Here is a 19,365-nt window from a genome sequence, read left to right as displayed (position 1 = left end):
CGCCGGTTTCAAGATGATTCATTTTTCGTATTCAGCGGAAGGCGGATTGTAAAGGTCGTGCCTTTTCCTTTTTCGCTGTCAATATCTATCGTGCCCTTGTGCATTTCGACGAGCTGCCTGACGATGGAAAGGCCGAGTCCGTATTCGCCGTATGCCGTATTCGTCCGGGACACATCCGCCTTATAAAACCGCTCCCATATATGCTCAATTTCCTCTTTGGAGATGCCGATCCCGGTGTCTTCGATTTCAATCACCGTTTCTTTATAGCCTTCATACCCGCGCAGCGTGATGTCTCCCTTTTGCGTAAATTGAATGCTGTTTTTCGTGATGTTGACGAGAATCTGGATCAGCCTGTCATAATCGGCGAATACTTTGACGCCGTCCTCCACTTGAATCCGCAGCTGATTTTGCTTTTCCTCCGCCTGCTGATTGAGATGCTCTTTAATAATTTCAAACACCTCGATGAGCGGCAGACTGAGCTTGTCCAGTTTGATTTGCTGGGATCTGATTTTTTCATAATCCAGGTTTTCTTTCACGAGCCTGAGCATCCGCTTCGTTTCTTCGCTGATCAGCGAGAAGCATTTCTCTTTATCTTTTTCCGGGATGGTGTTGCTGTTAAGCCCCTCCACAAGTCCGTTAATGGTCGTCAAAGGCGTTCTCAGCTCATGGGAGACATCGGCGATAAATTGGCGCCTCCGTTTTTCAAGGCGGTCAATCTGCTCTCTCGATTGCTTCAGATTTTTGGCCATGATGTTGAAATCGGACGCCAGCATGCCGATTTCATCGCCGCCGCTGTTTTTAAGAGAAATATCATAATCACCGGATGCCACTTTTCCGGTCGCATCCCGCAATGTCTGAATCCGCTTGACGTGAAATTTAGATAAAAGCCAGCTCAGCAGAATCGTGATGATAAGGGTGCTGATGATCGCGTAAAACATATAGCGGTTGACCTGGCTGATCATCTGCTCGACCCCTCTGACGGGAGACACGAGCAGCACCGCGCCTTTAAATTGATCGTTGATAAAAAGCGGCTTTGCGACAAGCGATACTTCTAAACCTTCTGTATTAAAACGGTTCATCTCCGCTCTGATCTGAACGGTTTTCCCTTGCTTCAGCATGTGCCACTCTTTACTTTTCAGCTTCTCGCGCGGCGGCATATCGTCAGGAAAAAAGTAAGGCCGCTGATGTTCATCGAAAATAATAAACCTGGTCTCGCGCGTTTTTAACATGTCCTGATACGGATACAGGCGGCGCAGATCAAGATCGCGGCCGTTCAGCTCACTTGTGATCTGCTGGGCGTAAGATGACAGCTCATCCACTTTATTTTGATACGCAAAATCTTTCACAAAGTGCGAAAACAGGGAAATGATGATGAAAAAGGCCAAAATCAAAATGCTGACATGACTTAACAGCAGCTGATATAAGTATTTAATCCTCATCAAATTTGTATCCTACCCCCCACACCGTGTATAAAAACGGTTTTTCCTCACTGGACAGTTTTTTGCGCAGCCGTTTAATATGAACATCAACCGTACGTTCATCGCCGTAAAATTGATAGCCCCACACCTGCTCAAGCAGCTGCTCTCTCGAAAAGACCTGGCGCGGGTTTTGTGCGAGATAAAAGAGCAGATCGAATTCCTTCGGCGTCAGATTCTCGACAGGTTTTCCGTGCAGAAACACTTCCCGCGTCTTCTTATTGATTGAAAAACACGCCGTTTCGATCAAGTCGTCGCTTTTTACGGCCTGCCCCGTCGCCCGGTATCTTCTGATCACCGCTTTAATCCGCGCTACTAGCGTCAGCGGGCTGAACGGCTTGGTGACATAGTCGTCCGCCCCCATTTCAAACCCGATCACCTGATCAGACTCCGTGTCCTTTGCGGTCAGCATAATAATCGGCACACTGCTCGTCTCTCTTATTTTCCGGCAGATCGTCACTCCGTCCATTGATGGAAGCATAATGTCCAGAATGACCAAATCCCAGTCCTCTTCCGTGAAACGCTGATAGCCTTCCACTCCGTCATGGACAAATTCGGCTTCAAATCCTTCTTTAAAAAAGAACATTTCCGTCATGGTGCATACGCTTATATTGTCTTCTATCATTAATATCTTCATTGGTTCCTCCGCTTATCTTCACGCTTTTTCTTATAATAGCACCATTTTACCCGGGTGTTTTCGGGTTTCACAATTGTTAGTTTTTATTTCATCACCCGGAAATAGTTTGTTCATATTTTTTTCATACATTTCTCCTACTATATACATATCGGATGGCCGGTGCTAAAGAAGGCCGGTTTTACAAGATCTGACACCCACACGGAGGAACAGACATGAACTTTATAAAAAGAGCCTTTTGGAGCATGAAGGCAAAAAAGGGAAAAACATTTTTGCAGCTGGTTGTGTTTTCAGTGATTTGCATTTTTGTCCTGTCCGGTCTTACGATCCAGTCAGCGGCAAAGAAATCAAGCGAACTGGCAAGGCAGCAGCTCGGCGGGAGCGTCACACTCCAGGCTGACCGCCAAAAGCAAATGGCGCAGCAGCAAAAAGACGGTGAAAAGAGGACGTTTGAATCAACGCCGATTTCCGTCTCAGATGCCAAGAAGCTTACATCTTTACAGCATGTTAAAAATTACAACTTCCTCACGACAGCGTCAGCAAATGCAGAAAGCTTTGATGCGATAAAAAGCTCAGGCGAATCAGCCGATAACAGTTCCGGCGACGGCCGTTTTCAAGGCGGCGGAAGACAGATAATTTCAGCGGATATTTCGATCGAAGGCGTGCTCTCTACGGCATTGCTTGATGATTTCACAGGCGGGAGCTCAAAAATCACTGACGGACGCGCCATCACAAAAACAGATGCGGACGCAAAAGTCGCCGTGATTAATGAAACGCTGGCAGATCAAAACAAGCTGAAGGTCGGCGGCTCCATTACCGTTTCCTCAGCAGCGGATGATTCTGTGAAAACGAAGCTTAAAATTGTGGGAATCTATAAAACAACATCATCAGGAGACGATCAGGCACAGCATTTTTCATTCTTAAATCCTGACAATAAAATCTATACGCCTTACACCGCCGCGGCGGCGTTAAAAGGGTCTGATAACAAAAACAAAATCAGCTCAGCTGTTTATTATATGGATGATGCCAAATATATTGACTCATTCGTTGCGGCTGCGAAAAAAACATCTATAGATGATAAAACCTACGCGCTGACGACAAATGATCAGGTGTATCAGCAAATGGCCGGCCCGATTGAAAATGTCGCGTCATTTTCTAAAAACGTGGTATACCTTGTATCCATCGCGGGCGCGGTCATTCTCGGGTTGATCGTGATGATGTCGATCAGGGAACGCAAGTATGAAATGGGTGTCTTGATGGCGATCGGCGAAAAGCGCTGGAAGCTCATCGGACAATTCTTAACGGAAATTCTGGTTGTCGCCGTTATTGCCATCGGGATCGCATCCGTCACGGGCAGCCTTGTGGCGAATCAGCTCGGAAATCAGCTTCTTTCCCAGCAGGTCAGCTCAGCCGATGATTCACAGCAGCAAACAAGCGGCTGGGGCGGCATGTTCGGTCAGCATTCATCCGGCGCGGATGTCATCAGTACAATGCAGGTAAACGTCTCGCTGAATGACCTTCTGATTCTTGGCGGGATCGGCGTCGCAATTGCCGTCATCGCCACATTACTGCCGTCTGTATCAGTCATGCGGCTTCACCCTAAAACGATCCTGACCAAGCAGGAATAAGAGGAGGCAGCATAATGAGCCTATTAACCTTTCAACAGACCGGCTACTGGTACCAAGATAAATCACAGCCGCTGTTTCAGGATATAACGATCAGCTTTGAAAAAGGGAAGTTTTATACAATTGTCGGCGCCTCCGGAACGGGAAAAACAACGTTTCTGTCTCTGGCGGGCGGCCTTGACACACCTAAAGAGGGAAGCATCCTTTATAACGGAGAAGACATCTCCAAAATCGGATTAACCAAATTCAGAAATCAATATGTCTCTATCGTCTTTCAATCTTATCATCTGATCCCGTATATGACGGCGCTCCAGAATGCCACAACGGCGATGGAGATTACCGGCTCTAAGGAGAACAACAAAGATGCGTTCGCGCTCAGCATGCTGAAAAAAGTCGGCATCACCGAACAGCAGGCCCGTCAGCGGGTGCTGACATTAAGCGGCGGACAGCAGCAGCGCGTTTCAATTGCGCGGGCTTTCAGCTGTGACACGGATTTGATTTGCGCGGACGAGCCGACGGGAAATCTCGACGAGGATACGTCAAAGGAAATCGTCCGGCTCTTTCAGGATCTGGCGCATAAAGACGGCAAATGCGTCATCATGGTTACGCACGACGAACAAATTGCCAAAGTGTCTGATATCAACATCCGCTTATCAAGAGGAAGTTTCACGGTTAAAGAAAACGGCACGGCCGTTTCCTGATACCGCGCCCCTGCCAGCGCAGACAGGGGCGCACCCTATATCCGCCTATTCAATAGAAGTGAACGTAAAAAGAGCGAGGGCTGCATCCCCTCGCTCTTTTTATTTATATCAGCTGTAAATAACGGCCAATATTTGATTGTCCGGCGGCTTTGATCAATTCTTCCGCCTTTTCCTCTTCCCCAGGCAAAGCGAGCCGGAGTTTGTCTTCAATGTCTTTTTCAGAAAGACCGTTTCCCGGCGCTCCCTTCGGACAGTCGATACGTGTTTCATAGACATGACCGCCGGAAGCCGTGACCCGTACAATTGTAAAACGGCCCTTCGGAACGGCGTTGTCAGCCGGCTGAATTTGGTCATCGCAGCTGCGGTGAATCCGCTCAAATCCTTTTTGAAGGGATTCCGGAATCGGCTCGGATGTGAAATGTTCAACTGAAAAATCCTTACCGTGCAAAGCTAAGGTGATCACATATTCCACGCTGAACCGCCCCGCTTCGCCTGTTTTCGGACGCCGTTCTGTCAATGCGGCGTCCCCGCCCGGCGGATAAATCACGTCGATCCGTTCCGTTTGGCCGAAAGTGAGACCATGTTCGGCCTTCAGCTTGAGAATGGCGTCCGCCGCATGATGAGCCGCCGAGCAAAACGGATAAACCTTAAACCAAAGTCCCGGGCTCACAATCCGCCAAGGTTTTCCCCACCCGTTTACAAGCAGGGTTTCTGCCCGTTCAAGATCGCCGTACAGTCCGAAAAAACCTTTCTCCCCGTCAAGCGCATGAGCTGAGCCGCCGAAACCGGCCTTTGCAAGCTTTACGGCGAACAACCCGGCTTGAGCGGCCAGTCCGGCGTGGAGCGGCTTCATTTCTGTCCCGAATTGCACTCTCATGCCTCCGGAGCGGGCAGCCGCAAACCCGATCGCCGTCTGCAATTGGGTTTGATTCAGATTCTCCGAGAATCCGACGGCGCATGCGGCCGCAATGGCACCTAACGTTCCTGTATTATGCCAGCCTTTCTCGTAATGATGCCTTCCAGCTGACTCGCCGAGCCGCGCCATCACTTCGATTCCCGTCACATAAGCACCGAGAAAACGGCTTTTGTCTATACGGCCGGCTGATGCGGCTGCAATCAAAGCCGGAAGGATGACTGCGCTCGGATGTCCTCTTACATCAGAATGAACATCGTCAAAATCAAGCGCATGTGCGATGAATCCGTTAATGAGCGCGGATTGGGACGGCGTGGTTTTTTGATTTCTGCCGATAAGCGGCGCTATCGGCACCCCGCCTTCTTCTTCGGCCAGTTTTACCAGCTTTTCAACTCCTTTATCCCGTCTCCCCGCAAAAGCTGCCGCTGTAAAATCAAGCAGTCCTTTGCGCGCTTCTTTCATCGCTTCAGCGGATGTTTCCGGCACAGACGACATGACGGCCTGAGCAAGCCCGGCCGTCAGATTTTCCGTATTCATTTCGTCTGCTCCAATACATTGACGGCAAGCCGGGCGAAAAACTCAGCCGCTGCCGGGAGCGCTTTTTCGTCGAGTGTGAAGGCGGGATGGTGCCATTCTTCCGTTCCGTTTGTTCCCATCCAGACGAAGAAGCCGGGGATTTTTTCTTGATATAATGCGAAGTCTTCCCCGCCGGGCGACTGTTCTGCCCGAACGGTCTGAAGCCCGAGGCTTTCAGCCGTTTGTTCCGCCGCCTGTATGAAACGGGCGTCGTTCATCACTGACGGAAGGTAAGGATACCAGCGGAAATCAGCCTCTGCCCCGAATCCGGCTGCGATTCCTTCGGCAACCCGCTTCATATGTTTCGGAACAGCGTCACGCGCTTCCTTTTGAAACGTCCGGACGGTGCCTTCCATTTCAACATGGTCCGGGATGACATTCCAAGAGCTGCCGCCTTGAACTCTTGTGATGCTGACGACAGCATTATAAAGCGAGCTGATATTTCTGCTGACAACTGATTGCAGGCCGCCGATGATCTGTCCTGCCGCCTGAATCGGATCAATGCTGTTATCAGGGATTCCGGCGTGGCCGCCTTTTCCTTTAACAGTGATTTCAAAGCGGTCGACACTCGCCATCAGCGGGCCTTCTTTCAGACCGACCGTGCCGACGGGGAGGTCAGGTTTGTTATGCATGCCGAATATCGCCGATACACCGTCAAGCGCGCCGGCTTCAATGACCTGTCTTGCTCCGGCGGCGATTTCTTCCGCGGGCTGAAAAATAAACCGCACCGTTCCTTTCAGCTCATGCTTTCTCTCATTTAATAAAAAAGCCGTGCCGAGGATAGATGCCGTATGGAAATCATGGCCGCAGGCGTGCATCACGCCGCTGTTGCGCGAAGCAAACGGAAGGTTTGTTTTCTCTTCGATCGGCAGTGCGTCGATGTCCGCTCTGACGGCGATGACGGGGCCGCTTTTGTCTCCTTTGATTTCAGCGATCACTCCGGTTTGAAGTTTCGGCATATCAAGAACCGTGATTCCTTCTTCCTCCAGCCAGCGGCGGATTTTATTCGTCGTTTCGTATTCCTCGCCTGACAGCTCAGGGTGTTCATGAAGGTCGCGGCGGATATTGATTAAACGTTTGTTTAATGATTCATACGTTTCATTTGCCATTTCTTCTTCTTCCCTTCTTAGACAAGTTCGGCGGGCTCTCCCACTTGCTTAATGAATTTTTTCGTCCGTTCGTTCTGCGGATTGTCAAACAGCTCTTCCGGCGTTCCCTGTTCGATGATGCGTCCGTCCGCCATAAAAATAACTTTGTCGGCCACTTCACGAGCAAAAGCCATCTCATGCGTGACGATGATCATGGTTGTCTGTTTTTCGGCAATTGATTTGATGACTTGGAGCACCCCGGCTACAAGCTCAGGGTCAAGGGCCGAAGTCGGTTCATCCAGTAAAATCGCGTGAGGATCAACGGCCAAGGCGCGCGCAATCCCGATCCGCTGCTGCTGTCCGCCTGACATCGTAATCGGGTAGCTGTCCGCTTTGTGTTCTAAACCGACTTGCCGCAACAGATCCATACCGATCTGTTCCGCTTCTTTTTTCGGTTTCTTTTGCGCGGTGATCAGCGCCTCTGTCACATTTTGCAGGGCGGTTTTGTTTTTGAACAGGTTGTAATTCTGAAACACCATCGCCGTCTGCTGGCGAAGCTTATGAACGTCTTTGCGCGAATAGGACGCTGCATTCAGCTTTGCATCACCGATTTCAATGATGCCGTCATCCGGGCGCTCCAGCAGATTCAAACAACGGAGGAGCGTTGATTTTCCCGAGCCTGACGGGCCGATGATGGCCGTGACTTCGCCGCTTTTGATCTCAAGGTCGATCCCGTCAAGTACGGTAAGGTCTTTAAATGCTTTTCGAATATGTCTGACTTGTATCATCCTGAGCCTCCTCCTATGTGCGATAAGGCTTGCTGATCGCCCGTTCGAGCAGATCCTGCAGCACACTGTAAATAATCGTAAGAATCCAGTACATGACCGCGACGGCTAAATACGTCTCAAAATATTTGAGGTTGCCTGATGCGTACATTTTTCCTTGGGCGAACATTTCCATCACTCCTAATGTAAAGGCGAGCGATGTTTCTTTTAACAGGCCGATAAACGTATTTCCCGTCGCGGGAAGCGCGTTTCTGACGGCTTGCGGGAAAATGATTCGTCTGTACGCCTGGGATTTTGTCATTCCGACAGACAGACAGGCTTCAAGCTGCCCCTCATCGACTGAATTGAGCGCCGCGCGGAAGATTTCAGCCAAGTAGGCGGCATTCTTCAGGCTTAACCCGATAATCGCCGCAGTTAACGCCGTCATCTTGCTCATTCCGGGAAACAGCTGAGGCAGGCCGTAATAAATTAAGAAAAGCTGGACGAGCGTCGGCACGCCCCGGAAAAATGAAATATACACCTTTGACAGCTGGTGAAGCACAGGAACACGATTTTTTGTGATAAGCGCTAATATAAGGCCGCCGATCACGGCAAATACCATGGCCGCGACGGCCATTAGTAATGTGATCGGCAAGGCTTCGATTAACGCGGGAAAAGCTGAAAACATAAATCCCCAATCAATGCTGTTCATTCTCGATTTTCACCGCCGTTTCTTAATGCTTTGCTTCTGTTGTGATATCTTCTTTAAAGTACTTTTCAGACAGCTTTTTCAGCGTGCCGTCTTTTCGCAGGTCTTCAATGGCTTTGTTTACTTTTTTGCGGATTTTATCGTGAGCCGCATCTTTCGCAAACGGGAAAGCGACTTTTTCATAGACAATCGGGTCTCCTGCTAATTTCAGAGGCAGACCGGTCTTTTTGATCTGGGCGATCAGGACGCTGCGGCTGTTTACATAAGCGTCAACCCGTCCGTAAGCCACGTCTTTCAGCGTGCCTTCTTGTGTTTCATACGTTTTCATATTGATTTTTTTATCCGGGTCCTTGCTCTCAAGGTTTTTCGCGTGGTTTGAGCCCAGAACGGCCGCCACTGTTTTTCCTTTTAGATCGTTGACTGATTTGATGTCTTTGTTATCGTTTTTGACGACGATTTGAGTGCCCGCATACGAATACGGTTCTGTGAAGTTATACGTTTTCTTGCGTTCGTCCGTGACAGCGACCTGGTTAGAGATGGTGTCGAGTTTGCCGGTCTGGAGCTCTCCCATCAGACCGCTGAATTCAAGCAGCTTCCAGTCCAGCTTCATGTTGATTTTTTTCGCGACGGCTTCCATGACATCCACGTCAAAGCCGGTCAGCTTGCCGTTTTCTTTATATGCGAACGGATAGCTTTGTCCCGTGGCGCCGACATGCAGTACGTTATCGCCGCCTTCGCTTTCTTTTCCGTTTCCGCATGCTGATAAGACCGCCAAAAGCGCGGCAGACAGCAGCAAAGCCCATGTTTTCTTCTTCATTAAAATCCCGCCTTTTCCTATTAATATGTTAATCCTGCAATTGTTTTTTTAAATAAATGGTGATGTGCCCTTTTCCTAGATCCTTTTCGCCTGCACGGACGTAGCCTTTTCGCTCATACATGCCGATCAGCCACGGATGCTTATCCGCTGTGCCCAGTGACACGAAAGGCGCTTTTAATGTATCGCGGAGCACTGTATTCTCCAGCCACTCCAGCATGTCTGAGCCCGTCCCTTTTTTTCCGGTTTCAGGATCGACGGCAAACCACCAAATATGAGGAACACCGTACGGCCCGGGATTAGGCCCCCACGGCATCCGCAGAGAAATCGTCGCCAGAATCCGGCCGTCTTCCTCCAAAACGTAACAGGCGTTTTTTTGTATGTTATTCAAAACGAGTTCTTTATCCGCCGTGGCAGCGGCAAAGTTGATGCCGAGCTTGCGGATCGGTTCATACGCCCGCAGTGTCAGTGAAAGCAGCTCATCAGCGTCTGCCTCCGTTGCGAGCCGGTATTGTCTTGACATGATGAGCCCTCCTTTAGTCGGCATATCGGTTTGCCGGTTTTTCCAGTCCGAAATGTTCTCTGAGCGTCGTTCCTTCATACTCTTTTCTGAACACGCCCCGTTCTTGTAAAATCGGAATCACTTTGTCTACAAAAAGAGTGAGACCTTCAGGCAAAAGCGGCGGCATGATGTTGAAGCCGTCACAAGCTTGTTTTCCGACCCATTCTTCCATCTTATCGGCAAGCTGTTCTGGCGTTCCGACAAAGATATGATGGCCTCTTGAACCCGCCACATATTTGTACAGCTCGCGGATGGTCATGTTATCGCGTTTGGCCATCTCCTGAACGAGCTTGAAGCGGCTTTTAACGGCATTCGACGCATCCGCATCCAATTCAGGCAGCGGGCCGTCAAGCGGGCAGGCGGAAAGGTCGACGCCGCCCAGATAGTTTTGCAGAATGTTCAGTCCGACAGACGGAATGATGAGGTCTTGGAGCTCTTCATATTTTGCCTGCGCTTCTTCTTCGGTATCGGCGATAACGGGAAAAATTCCCGGCATGATCGCGATTTTTTCAGGATCACGGCCGAAAGAAGCCGCTTGTTCTTTAATAGATTGATAGAATTCCTGCGCGGACTCCAAATGATTTTGCGCGGTAAAAATGACCTCCGCCGTTTTGGCGGCCAGCGCTTTTCCGTCTCCTGATGATCCGGCCTGAATAATGACCGGGCGCCCTTGAGGTGTGCGGGCAACATTTAACGGCCCTCTCACGGAGAAATATGTTCCTTTATGGTTCAATTCATGCATTTTGTCTTTATCGAAAAATGCTCCTGATTCTTTGTCACGGATAAAGGCGTCTTCCTCCCACGAATCCCATAATCCTTTGACGACTTCAACGAATTCTTCCGCGCGCTGATATCTGAGATGGTGCTCAAGATGCTTTTCGCCGCTGAAATTAAGCGCGGTCGATTCAATCGAAGATGTGACGACATTCCAGCCCGCGCGGCCGTTGGAAAGATGATCAAGCGATGCAAATTGTCTCGCGATATGGAACGGTTCGCTGTATGTGGTAGACGCGGTCGCCGTCAGACCGATGCGGGATGTGACCTGAGCGAGCGCCGACAGAAGCGTAAACGGCTCAAAGCGCGTCAGCACATTCGGATGTGATTTGCCGTCTATTGATAAACTGTCCGCCAAGAACAGCATGTCCAATTTTCCCCGCTCCGCTGTTTTCGCCAGTTCTTTGAAATAATCCAAATTCATGCTCGCGTCCGCCGGTGCCTGAGGATGTCTCCAAGAAGCGACATGATGGCCGGTGCCCGCGAGAAACACACCGAGTTTGATTTCTTTTTTCTTTGTCATGATGGATCTCCTTCTATTCTGAAATACGGTTCGGAACATATTAACACCACTAAACCTATATTTCCTAGTAATTTTATAAGAATAAATCAAAATGTACAATTGTCAGGCAAGTTTGTCAATGCATTAAGACAAAAATCATGATTTTAAAAAAACCCGGCCCACCGGCCGGGTTATTTCTTCGAAACTGTATAGACGGTCCCTTTGACCTTTTTCTTAATAACGGCAATGATAAGCAGCAAAACGGGGAACAGCACTTGAAACGGAAGATGAATATAGATCGGCACAATGTTTAAGCCTTCATTCATATGTTCCGAAAAATTGCTTGCGATGCTGATGGAGAGAATCAGCACCCCCAATCCGACCGGGAAGGCCAGCTGGGACGGATTTTTTTCTTTAAACAGCGTGGACACGCCCACGACAACCGCATATGTAAAAAGGCTGACTTTGAAAAAACCGCCGATGACGAGCACGAGCATGAAAAAGACATCCAGCCGGTCTAAAAACTCTTCCACTTTAATTGTCTGTATGGTGCTCAGCAGCGGAAATTGAGAGCGGAGCATTAAGTTGACGTCCAGCACACAAATATTAATCGCCACTGACATCGCCAAAAACAGGCCGCTGATGATAATCGCCAGAAATCCGGTTTTCTTCACCTTTTTCCGATCTTTTAAATAAGGGAAAATCATGACAAACACGATTAATTCACCGAACGGGATGAACATCGTCTGTTTAAACACGGAAGAAATGACCGTTCCTGCACCCTCCGCTAAAACGGGCTGGAGAAATCTGAGGTTTATCGTGCCTGAGCTGATAATGAGGATCAGCCCGACGGCTGTCAGGAAATACATAATGCCAAACAGCAGCTCGCCGGCTCTCGCTATCACTTCAATTCCCTTTCTGACCGCAAATATCGCGGCGATCATCAGCATGGCATTCACAATTAAAAGCGGCGTGTCCTGGTAGGCGAAGGTGACAAGCATTTCGCCAAAATCCCGCAATACGCGGGCGGCGATATAAGCAAAATAGAGAATATAAAGAAGGGAGACCGCCCAGCTCAGATGTCTGCCGATCAGTTCGTTCATGTAATCTCTCGGAGAAGACTCAGGAAAAAATTGATACAGCGCCTGATAAACGTAGAAAAGTCCGAGACCGATAACGCACCCGAGAAGCACGGACAGCCACGCATCCCGCCCGGCCATCGTGCCCGGCGGGATCAATAACGAACTGCCCAATTCAAACAAAATGATCATAATAAACAGCTGACGCGTGCCGATTTTCGCATTTTCCATACGCTTCGCTCCTTTCTCCTCAAATCAATCATGCTCAAGCTTGTCTGAGAGAGGATTATTCCGCAAGCCCGTTCTTCTGATAATGACTTCCGTTTTGACATCTACGGGGAGATTGGGGAAATATTCTTCATCCCACTTCCCTTTGAACTTTTTCCATTTGTCCGGGTGCTTCCGATAGATCAGGTCTCCGAAGCCGACGAAGTCATTCTTATGGGCTTTTATATCTTCAATCGATTTGGTGATATCTTTCTCAAGCTGCACGCTGAGCGCCTTTTGTATCGTCATCAGCACTTGCGGATCAGACAGATGGAAAGGGTATCTGACAGCGTCCACCAGCCCCTCGACCTGAGCATGCACGTGAATATGCGGTTTTCCGTTCGGAAAAGTGGCCGTCACTTTTGTATTCTGGCGGGTGACCTGCAGACTGATTGCATGCTTCACGTTCTTCCAATCCGCATTGATGAACGTATGCTTGATCCTATTGAGCAGCCATACAGCCCCCACACTGTCGTTATCCTCAATCCAGTAATCCAGCCTCCCATCCTTTTTGAACACCGCCAGTCCGTCCGCTGACAGCACTGCTTTCGGTTCAGTTGTCTGCGTATTTTCCATCGTAGGACCGGCTTTATCGTCTCCGTGCATTTCATAACCCGGAATAAACGGCGACCCGGCCGGAGAAGCGAGATCAATCAGAACGTCCTGAAGGTTGGTTTTAATGACTCTGCCGTATTGTTCCTGCGTGAAGCTGAGCGTCTTGTTCACTTTATTGGAAGGGATTTTATCAATCGGCGTCAGCACTTTAATAATGTCTTCAGCCTTGCAATTATGCGCGATCACAACGGTTGCGGTCGTCCTGAATTCGGTGTCGCGGTCAAGATTGTCCAGAATAAAACTGAGCCCTTCCTCTTTCGCCAGTTTTTCACTGAACACCACGAGATTCGTATGCGCAAAATAGAGCCTTCTGGACACTTTCATCGAGCCTTTTCTCAAAGCTTCCGTCATATTGTCTCCGGACACCGAATAGACGGAAACCGGAGGCCGGTCTCCCGCTCCGCCGCCCTGCAGACCGCCGGCCACGTTTCCCGGATTGATAATTTGCAAGTGAAGGACGTATTTTCCCGTTTCGGTCCGGTCAATACCGATGGCGGAGATCACCGCTAAATCGGTCAGCTCCCTTTTATCCCAGCATCCGGATACAAACATAAGGGAAACCATCGTACAAAGGATAAGCATCCATTTACGTCTTTTCATTACCGTCGCCCTCTTCTACATCTTTATTAACCATTCCTCTGGATGTCTCCGGTTTCGGTCTTTGATGTTCCCCTTGGCGCCTGTTGTTTTCCTGCACGAGCAGTCCCGGCCTTTTTTCATCCGCCCATAACGGAGCTCGGAGAAGGGAATCCTTCAGCCCGCCCGGGGTTAAAGGAGCGAGCGGGGACATATACGGAAATCCGAATGAACGCAGGCCGCACAGATGGACAAACATCATGATAATGCCCAGAATCAGCCCGTAAAATCCCATGACCGCCGCCGACAGAATAAAGAGAAACCGGATCAGCCGCGCAGATATCGCCATGTCAAAAGCCGGGGTCGCAAAGCTGGCAATCGCCGTCAGGGCGACAACGATAACCATGGCTGGGGAAACAATGCCGGCCTGTACGGCGGCCTGGCCGATGACAAGCGCTCCGACTATGGAAACGGCGGAGCCGACAACTCTCGGAAGCCGGACACCCGCCTCCCTGAGAATCTCAAAGGCCACTTCCATCGTCAGCGCTTCAATCACGGCCGGGAACGGCACCGTCTCCCGCTGAGCCGCGATGACAATCAGCAGCTGCGTCGGAATCATTTCCTGGTGAAAGGTCGTCGCCGCCACATAAATCCCCGGCGCCACCAGTGAAATGAAGAAGATCAAAACCCGCAGCACCCTGATGCTAGTGGCGATATCAAATCGTGAATAATAATCCTCAACGGATTGAAAAAATTGAATAAATAAGGCCGGCGCGATGAGAACGAACGGCGTTCCGTCCACGATAATCGCAAATCGTCCTTCCAGCAGATTCCCCGCCACAACGTCCGGCCGCTCCGTATGATATACGGTGGGAAACACAGAAAACGGCGCGTCTTCAATGAGCTGTTCAATGTAGCCGGATTCCAGAATGCTGTCGATGTCAATGTGCTTCAGCCGCTTGCGGACTTCCTTAATCAGCTTTTTATCGCAAATTCCGTTAATATACATCAGCGCGACATCCGTATTCGTTTCGTGTCCGATCTCCATTTTTTCAACCCATACATCAGGCGTTTTTACATACCTGCGGATCATGGAAATATTGGTTTGCAGAGATTCGGTGAATCCCTGCCGCGGGCCGCGGAAAGAGACCTGGGTGCTCGGCTCTTGAATGGACCGATGCTCTCCCCCTTCCGTGCTGGCAATCAGCGCCTTGTCAGCCCCGTCGACAAAAATGAGCGTGCTGCCCGCCACCAGCCCGGCATAAAGACTTTTCCATTTTTCTTCCTCTTTCACCCCGCCGATCGCAAGCGTTTTATCGTATATCAGGCAGACCGCTTGTTCCGGCTGAACGGACGGGATGTCGATTAAATCCTCCAGAAGGGATTGGCTGACGAGCTGTTCGTCTACCAAACCGGCGATATACACAATTGCGGCCGGAAGCTCTTCTTTTCCGATTTTCAGCCGGCGGATGACGACATCGGCACTGTTGCCGAACCTCCCAGACAGCTTCTTCATATTTTGCTTTAAGCTGAGGGAGATCGGCTCATCCCGCTCTTTGTCCGGCTGGCTGTCCGCTTCTTTTCTGCCTTCATTGTCACGGTCGTTTTGATCGGCTTTTTTTTGTTTCTTCTGCTTAAAAAATGGCGGCATATCGCAAAAAACCTTTCCTCGTTTTTTTCATATTCTTCCTGTACGGCAAAAGATTATGCACGGCGGAAAGTCTGTATAAGTTCTGTGTAATCGAAAAGGATAAAAAGGGAGAGTGATGCGCATGAAAATATTGGGGGTTTCATTTTTTTTGCTGGCTGCCTGTCTGATCATTTCAGTAACGATAGATATGCTGCAAGGTTTCAGTTTCTATGGAGCGGTCCAAAACAACCTGTCCGCTTTTAAATTGACCACCTTCTCAGAATGGCTGATGCTGTTTTTATTCGCCCTCTTTTTAATCAGAGAAATGATCGTTTTATATAAATCAGGTAAAAAAGATGCCTGACAGGCGCACGGCTGTATTGTGTCAAAAAAGAACACATCCCTCCTTCTTTCGGAGTTCATGTGTTCTTTTTATTTTTCCGATGCAGATTGTTTTCAGATGACGATATTTCCGCTGTCCGTATCTGTCGTGTGTTTCACAATGACGCCTTTGATAATGCGGTTGCCGATGATTTTAGTACTTGCGGAGGAATTGGTTTGGATGGCGGAAGCAGAAGCGGCGGAAAGGTTGTTGATGGTATTGCCCGACACGAGGGAATTTGAGGCTCCGTTCAGATAGATGCCGATCGGGCTGCCCGCCGTTCGGTTGATCGTGAGCGTATTGTCTATGACTTCATGCGTGCCTGAATTCAGATACACGGTAACGATAAGCGGTGATGATTCAAAGCGGTTGCTGATGACAGAGGTTCCCGAGGATGTTGAACTGAAAATGGGATAGTTTTTGTAGCTTTTGAAGAGATTTCCCTTGATGACAGCCCTGGCGTCATTTGTCACAGATACGGCATAGGACTCCGCGACGCCCTGATACGCATTCGGAATGAGCGTATTTCCTTCAATAACGGCATTTCCGCCTGTGACCCATATGCCCCGGCTGAACGATTTCAGCACATTTTGTTTCACGATGATACTGCCGGCCGACATGGTGATTCCGTCTGTCACCTGATTCAGAGTGTTATTCGTAAAGACGGCGTTTTCGGACAGCGTCGCCCGCATCCCCGTGCTTCGTCTCGTTTCGGAACGTCCGTTTTCAATGACATTGCCGTCAACGGTCACATCTTCCGCCTGATAGACGGAAATGCCCGTATTTTCAAATTGACTGATTTTGTTATGGGTGACGAGGACGCTTTTTCCCCTTACATCTACTCCGGTGGAAAAACCGGTAATCAGATTGTTGGAAATGACGGCATTGCTGCTGTCCTGTCCCTGTGACACACCTTGTCCGGCGACTGCGGTCCTTGAGCCGCCGTCTGACCGAAAGAAGATATTCCCCGAAATGACGGTATGTGCCCCATACCCGTAGCTGATTGTGTTATCGGAATGATTTCCTTCAATTAACACATTATATCCGTTAAAGTTGGTGACTGAGCTTGCGGCGTTTCCGGAAAAGAAGTTGTTGCGGACCGTAATATGAAGAGCTTCTTCATAATCAATATCGCCTTCTCCGTACGATTCAATATCGATTCCGAATTTCGGAGCCGTTCCGTTCCCTTGCCCGGCGTCTTCAATCACGCATTCTTCTACCGTAACGGTATTGCAGCCGGTGATTGAAATGTTGTTTCGCCTTGACTGCCTGATCTCACAGCGGCGGATGGTCACCTGTTCTGAAGTTTCGTAATCACTGTTTGTTTTTAACCCGAGCGGGCTGACAATAATGCCGTCTCCCGTAAAATCCGAAATCTTCACATTTTCGATCAGCACATTGCTGCTGCCTTCAATACAGATTCCAAACCCCCATTCATGGGTCGAACGCAAAGGGACATTGGTATACGTGTGTTCATCCCGTTCGCCGATGATCCGGCCGCCGGTGATGGTGACATTTTCCCGCCTGCCTATATAGAAAGCCGAGTAGCCCCAGGAGCTGTTCGGCGCCACTTTAATCGTGCATTCCGGATCTAAAACGATGGTGAGATGGCTCGGCACGTTAATCCCGGCGTTCCGAAACGGCTGGCTGCTGTCCCCGCCAAGCGTGCCGTTGATTTTATACGTTCCCGGCGGAAAAAACACCGTATGACAGCCTTCGCTGACGGCCTTGGCCAAGCATTGGTTGATGGCGCCCGTCACATCGGTTTTTCCGTCTGCCGCCACACCGCAATCCGTAATATCCAATATACGATTCGGCAAGTGATAATCTCCTCCTTCCTCTCTTATTGTCATCTTATTCCGCCATATCCCGCTCCGCCTGTACATACTTTAAATTTTATTAAAAAAGTTTATAAAGATAGTTTAGTCAGATAATATAACAAAATAAGTCATTGGAATTAGGAAAATTCGTCTATATTCAACGTTTTAATATCTTTTCATTCTGGAATTTTTTGAATTCAGTATAAATTATATTGACACAAGTATTATATAAGAATATGATTTTTGTAATACACTTTTTTAAGAAAGGGTTGGCTCAGGTGGCATCTATTGATAAGGACTCTATAACAGAAACTGTGCCGCAACGAGGCTTTTTCGGTCATCCCCGCGGCTTGTTTACACTGTTTTTCACCGAATTTTGGGAGCGTTTCTCCTACTATGGTATGAGAGCCATATTGCTTTACTATTTATACACGGAAGTCGCTCATGGCGGTCTCGGCTTTGATAAAACGACCGCAGTTGCCATCATGTCCATATACGGATCTCTCGTATACATGTCGAGCGTCATCGGCGGATGGCTGGCCGACCGGGTATTCGGCACGGCAAACACCGTATTTTACGGCGGAATTTTAATTATGTTCGGGCACATCGCTCTTGCCTTCCCTGGCAGCACGGCAGCGTTTTTTACCAGCATGGCTCTGATCATTATCGGAACCGGCCTGCTTAAACCAAACGTATCCAGCGTTGTCGGAGATTTATATACGAAGGAAGACGAGCGCCGCGACTCAGGTTTCAGCATCTTTTACATGGGGATCAACCTCGGCGGATTGCTTGCGCCGCTAATTGTCGGAACACTCGGACAGAAGTACAACTACCACTTAGGCTTCGGATGCGCCGCGGCCGGTATGTTCCTCGGACTGATTGTTTTCGCTCTTACGAGAAAGAAATACCTCGGCAAAGCAGGCTCCAATGTACCGAATCCGATTTCTAAATCATCAGTGATCGGCACGGGAATCGGAGTGGTCATCGCAGCAGCCGTTATTATCGTTCTGATTCAAACCGGCTGGCTGACGATCCAGCGTGTGATTGACACCGTCAGTATCCTCGGCATTGTCATTCCGGTTATTTACTTTATCGTGATGTTCACGAGCAAAAAAGCGACGAAAACGGAAAAATCACGGCTTGCGGCTTATGTTCCGCTGTTTATTGCAGCGGCAATGTTCTGGGCGATTCAGGAGCAGGGCGCGACGATTCTTGCTTTATATGCGGATCAGCGCACGAGACTTTCCTTTGCAGGCATGCATCTTGAGTCTTCATGGTTCCAGTCTCTGAACCCATTATTCATCGTTATTTTCGCGCCGGTGTTCGCCTGGATCTGGATGAAGCTCGGCAAACGCCAGCCTTCAACACCGATTAAATTCGCGATCGGCATTATCCTTGCCGGATTATCATTTTTAGTCATGGTGCTTCCGGTTATGGGCGGAAGCGGCGAGCTTGTGAGCCCGCTTTGGCTTGTGCTCAGCTTCCTTTTGGTTGTGCTTGGTGAGCTTTGCCTTTCACCGGTCGGTTTATCCGTCACAACGAAACTTGCGCCTGCCGCTTTCTCAGCGCAGACGATGAGTATGTGGTTTTTAACAAACGCCTGCGGTCAAGCCCTGAACGCAAAAGTAGTCGGTTTGTTTGATAAGATTTCTGAAGCGGCCTACTTCGGCTCAATCGGTCTTGTTTCGATCATTCTCGGTATTATTTTGATTCTTCTGTCTCCCGTCATTAAACGGGCGATGAAAGGCGTTCAATAACAGATAAAGAAAAGCCTGCGGAATCGGGACTGACCCCATAAGATGAGACAAATAAAAACACCTTCAAGTTTGAATACGGATGATTGTTATCCGAAATTAGAC

The 19,365-nt window shown here is 49.2% G+C and carries 17 protein-coding genes; 4 read left to right on the top strand and 13 right to left on the bottom strand.

Going from position 1 to position 19,365, the window contains the following annotated elements; genetic code table 11:
• Positions 1-8: 8 nt before the first annotated feature.
• Both yclK and yclJ read right to left on the bottom strand, forming a co-directional pair.
• On the bottom strand, positions 9-1,442 hold the full coding sequence (gene yclK / locus AC1RRX_RS16575) for a two-component system sensor histidine kinase YclK (RefSeq protein ID WP_162183162.1): 1,434 nt from the start codon (positions 1,440-1,442) through the stop codon (positions 9-11).
• A complete protein-coding gene (yclJ, locus tag AC1RRX_RS16570; RefSeq protein ID WP_007410267.1) occupies positions 1,429-2,112 on the bottom strand; it encodes a two-component system response regulator YclJ in 684 nt (227 codons plus the stop codon). The genes yclK and yclJ overlap by 14 nt, the downstream gene beginning before the upstream one ends.
• Before the next feature lie 212 nt (positions 2,113-2,324).
• Between yclJ and AC1RRX_RS16565 the strand changes: the two genes are divergently transcribed.
• Positions 2,325-3,737 (top strand): ABC transporter permease, encoded by a 1,413-nt coding sequence (locus tag AC1RRX_RS16565; RefSeq protein WP_020955321.1) that lies wholly within the window; start codon positions 2,325-2,327, stop codon positions 3,735-3,737.
• A gap of 14 nt (positions 3,738-3,751) precedes the next feature.
• Complete coding sequence (locus tag AC1RRX_RS16560) at positions 3,752-4,435, top strand: ABC transporter ATP-binding protein (protein WP_032866951.1); 684 nt, start codon at positions 3,752-3,754, stop codon at positions 4,433-4,435.
• A 103-nt stretch (positions 4,436-4,538) separates the two neighbouring features.
• Here AC1RRX_RS16560 and AC1RRX_RS16555 read toward each other — a convergent pair whose 3' ends face one another.
• From AC1RRX_RS16555 to gerKA, 10 genes are all read right to left on the bottom strand, one after another.
• A complete protein-coding gene (locus tag AC1RRX_RS16555; RefSeq protein ID WP_144464895.1) occupies positions 4,539-5,885 on the bottom strand; it encodes an MmgE/PrpD family protein in 1,347 nt (448 codons plus the stop codon).
• Positions 5,882-7,033, bottom strand: coding sequence for a M20 peptidase aminoacylase family protein (locus AC1RRX_RS16550; RefSeq protein WP_053104588.1), 1,152 nt, complete (start codon positions 7,031-7,033; stop codon positions 5,882-5,884). The genes AC1RRX_RS16555 and AC1RRX_RS16550 overlap by 4 nt, the downstream gene beginning before the upstream one ends.
• A 17-nt stretch (positions 7,034-7,050) precedes the next feature.
• Positions 7,051-7,800 (bottom strand): amino acid ABC transporter ATP-binding protein, encoded by a 750-nt coding sequence (locus AC1RRX_RS16545; protein WP_003156349.1) that lies wholly within the window; start codon positions 7,798-7,800, stop codon positions 7,051-7,053.
• Between the two features lie 13 nt (positions 7,801-7,813).
• On the bottom strand, positions 7,814-8,488 hold the full coding sequence (locus AC1RRX_RS16540; protein ID WP_007410261.1) for an amino acid ABC transporter permease: 675 nt from the start codon (positions 8,486-8,488) through the stop codon (positions 7,814-7,816).
• 22 nt (positions 8,489-8,510) lie between these two features.
• Positions 8,511-9,302, bottom strand: coding sequence for an amino acid ABC transporter substrate-binding protein (locus AC1RRX_RS16535; protein ID WP_012116791.1), 792 nt, complete (start codon positions 9,300-9,302; stop codon positions 8,511-8,513).
• A gap of 28 nt (positions 9,303-9,330) precedes the next feature.
• A complete protein-coding gene (locus tag AC1RRX_RS16530; RefSeq protein WP_003156352.1) occupies positions 9,331-9,822 on the bottom strand; it encodes a GNAT family N-acetyltransferase in 492 nt (163 codons plus the stop codon).
• 13 nt (positions 9,823-9,835) lie between these two features.
• On the bottom strand, positions 9,836-11,161 hold the full coding sequence (locus AC1RRX_RS16525) for an LLM class flavin-dependent oxidoreductase (RefSeq protein ID WP_029326230.1): 1,326 nt from the start codon (positions 11,159-11,161) through the stop codon (positions 9,836-9,838).
• A 167-nt stretch (positions 11,162-11,328) separates the two neighbouring features.
• Positions 11,329-12,447, bottom strand: a complete 1,119-nt coding sequence (gerKB, locus tag AC1RRX_RS16520) for an endospore germination permease GerKB (protein ID WP_032866961.1) — start codon at positions 12,445-12,447, stop codon at positions 11,329-11,331.
• Between the two features lie 24 nt (positions 12,448-12,471).
• Positions 12,472-13,698, bottom strand: a complete 1,227-nt coding sequence (locus AC1RRX_RS16515) for a Ger(x)C family spore germination protein (RefSeq protein ID WP_144464893.1) — start codon at positions 13,696-13,698, stop codon at positions 12,472-12,474.
• Entirely contained in the window at positions 13,685-15,325 is a 1,641-nt protein-coding gene (gene gerKA, locus AC1RRX_RS16510) for a spore germination protein GerKA (RefSeq protein ID WP_007410255.1), read from the bottom strand. Before gerKA ends, AC1RRX_RS16515 begins: the two co-directional genes overlap by 14 nt.
• A gap of 121 nt (positions 15,326-15,446) precedes the next feature.
• Between gerKA and AC1RRX_RS16505 the strand changes: the two genes are divergently transcribed.
• Positions 15,447-15,668: a YczF family membrane protein gene (locus tag AC1RRX_RS16505; protein ID WP_007410254.1), complete on the top strand. Its 222-nt coding sequence runs from the start codon at positions 15,447-15,449 to the stop codon at positions 15,666-15,668.
• A gap of 92 nt (positions 15,669-15,760) precedes the next feature.
• On the opposite strand, the gene AC1RRX_RS16500 is transcribed toward AC1RRX_RS16505, so the two are convergent.
• Entirely contained in the window at positions 15,761-17,506 is a 1,746-nt protein-coding gene (locus AC1RRX_RS16500) for a right-handed parallel beta-helix repeat-containing protein (RefSeq protein ID WP_108725168.1), read from the bottom strand.
• Between the two features lie 278 nt (positions 17,507-17,784).
• On the opposite strand from AC1RRX_RS16500, the gene AC1RRX_RS16495 reads away from it, so the two are divergent.
• Positions 17,785-19,263 carry a peptide MFS transporter gene (locus AC1RRX_RS16495; protein WP_007410252.1) on the top strand — a complete coding sequence of 493 codons (1,479 nt, stop codon included), beginning with the start codon at positions 17,785-17,787 and terminating at the stop codon, positions 19,261-19,263.
• The last annotated feature ends 102 nt before the right edge of the window (positions 19,264-19,365 follow it).

This window comes from Bacillus sp. GW821-FHT11D08 (assembly GCF_058808515.1).
The sequence above is the reverse complement of the archived record's forward strand: the minus strand, read 5'-3'. Positions and strand labels throughout refer to the sequence as shown.

Coding starts and splice junctions, on each gene's coding strand:
- yclJ (WP_007410267.1), bottom strand. CDS start 2,112: ATGAAGATATTAATGATAGAAGACAATATAAGCGTATGCACCATGACG.
- AC1RRX_RS16565 (WP_020955321.1), top strand. CDS start 2,325: ATGAACTTTATAAAAAGAGCCTTTTGGAGCATGAAGGCAAAAAAGGGA.
- AC1RRX_RS16560 (WP_032866951.1), top strand. CDS start 3,752: ATGAGCCTATTAACCTTTCAACAGACCGGCTACTGGTACCAAGATAAA.
- AC1RRX_RS16555 (WP_144464895.1), bottom strand. CDS start 5,885: ATGAATACGGAAAATCTGACGGCCGGGCTTGCTCAGGCCGTCATGTCG.
- AC1RRX_RS16550 (WP_053104588.1), bottom strand. CDS start 7,033: ATGGCAAATGAAACGTATGAATCATTAAACAAACGTTTAATCAATATC.
- AC1RRX_RS16545 (WP_003156349.1), bottom strand. CDS start 7,800: ATGATACAAGTCAGACATATTCGAAAAGCATTTAAAGACCTTACCGTA.
- AC1RRX_RS16540 (WP_007410261.1), bottom strand. CDS start 8,488: ATGAACAGCATTGATTGGGGATTTATGTTTTCAGCTTTTCCCGCGTTA.
- AC1RRX_RS16535 (WP_012116791.1), bottom strand. CDS start 9,302: ATGAAGAAGAAAACATGGGCTTTGCTGCTGTCTGCCGCGCTTTTGGCG.
- AC1RRX_RS16530 (WP_003156352.1), bottom strand. CDS start 9,822: ATGTCAAGACAATACCGGCTCGCAACGGAGGCAGACGCTGATGAGCTG.
- gerKB (WP_032866961.1), bottom strand. CDS start 12,447: ATGGAAAATGCGAAAATCGGCACGCGTCAGCTGTTTATTATGATCATT.
- AC1RRX_RS16515 (WP_144464893.1), bottom strand. CDS start 13,698: ATGAAAAGACGTAAATGGATGCTTATCCTTTGTACGATGGTTTCCCTT.
- gerKA (WP_007410255.1), bottom strand. CDS start 15,325: ATGCCGCCATTTTTTAAGCAGAAGAAACAAAAAAAAGCCGATCAAAAC.
- AC1RRX_RS16505 (WP_007410254.1), top strand. CDS start 15,447: ATGAAAATATTGGGGGTTTCATTTTTTTTGCTGGCTGCCTGTCTGATC.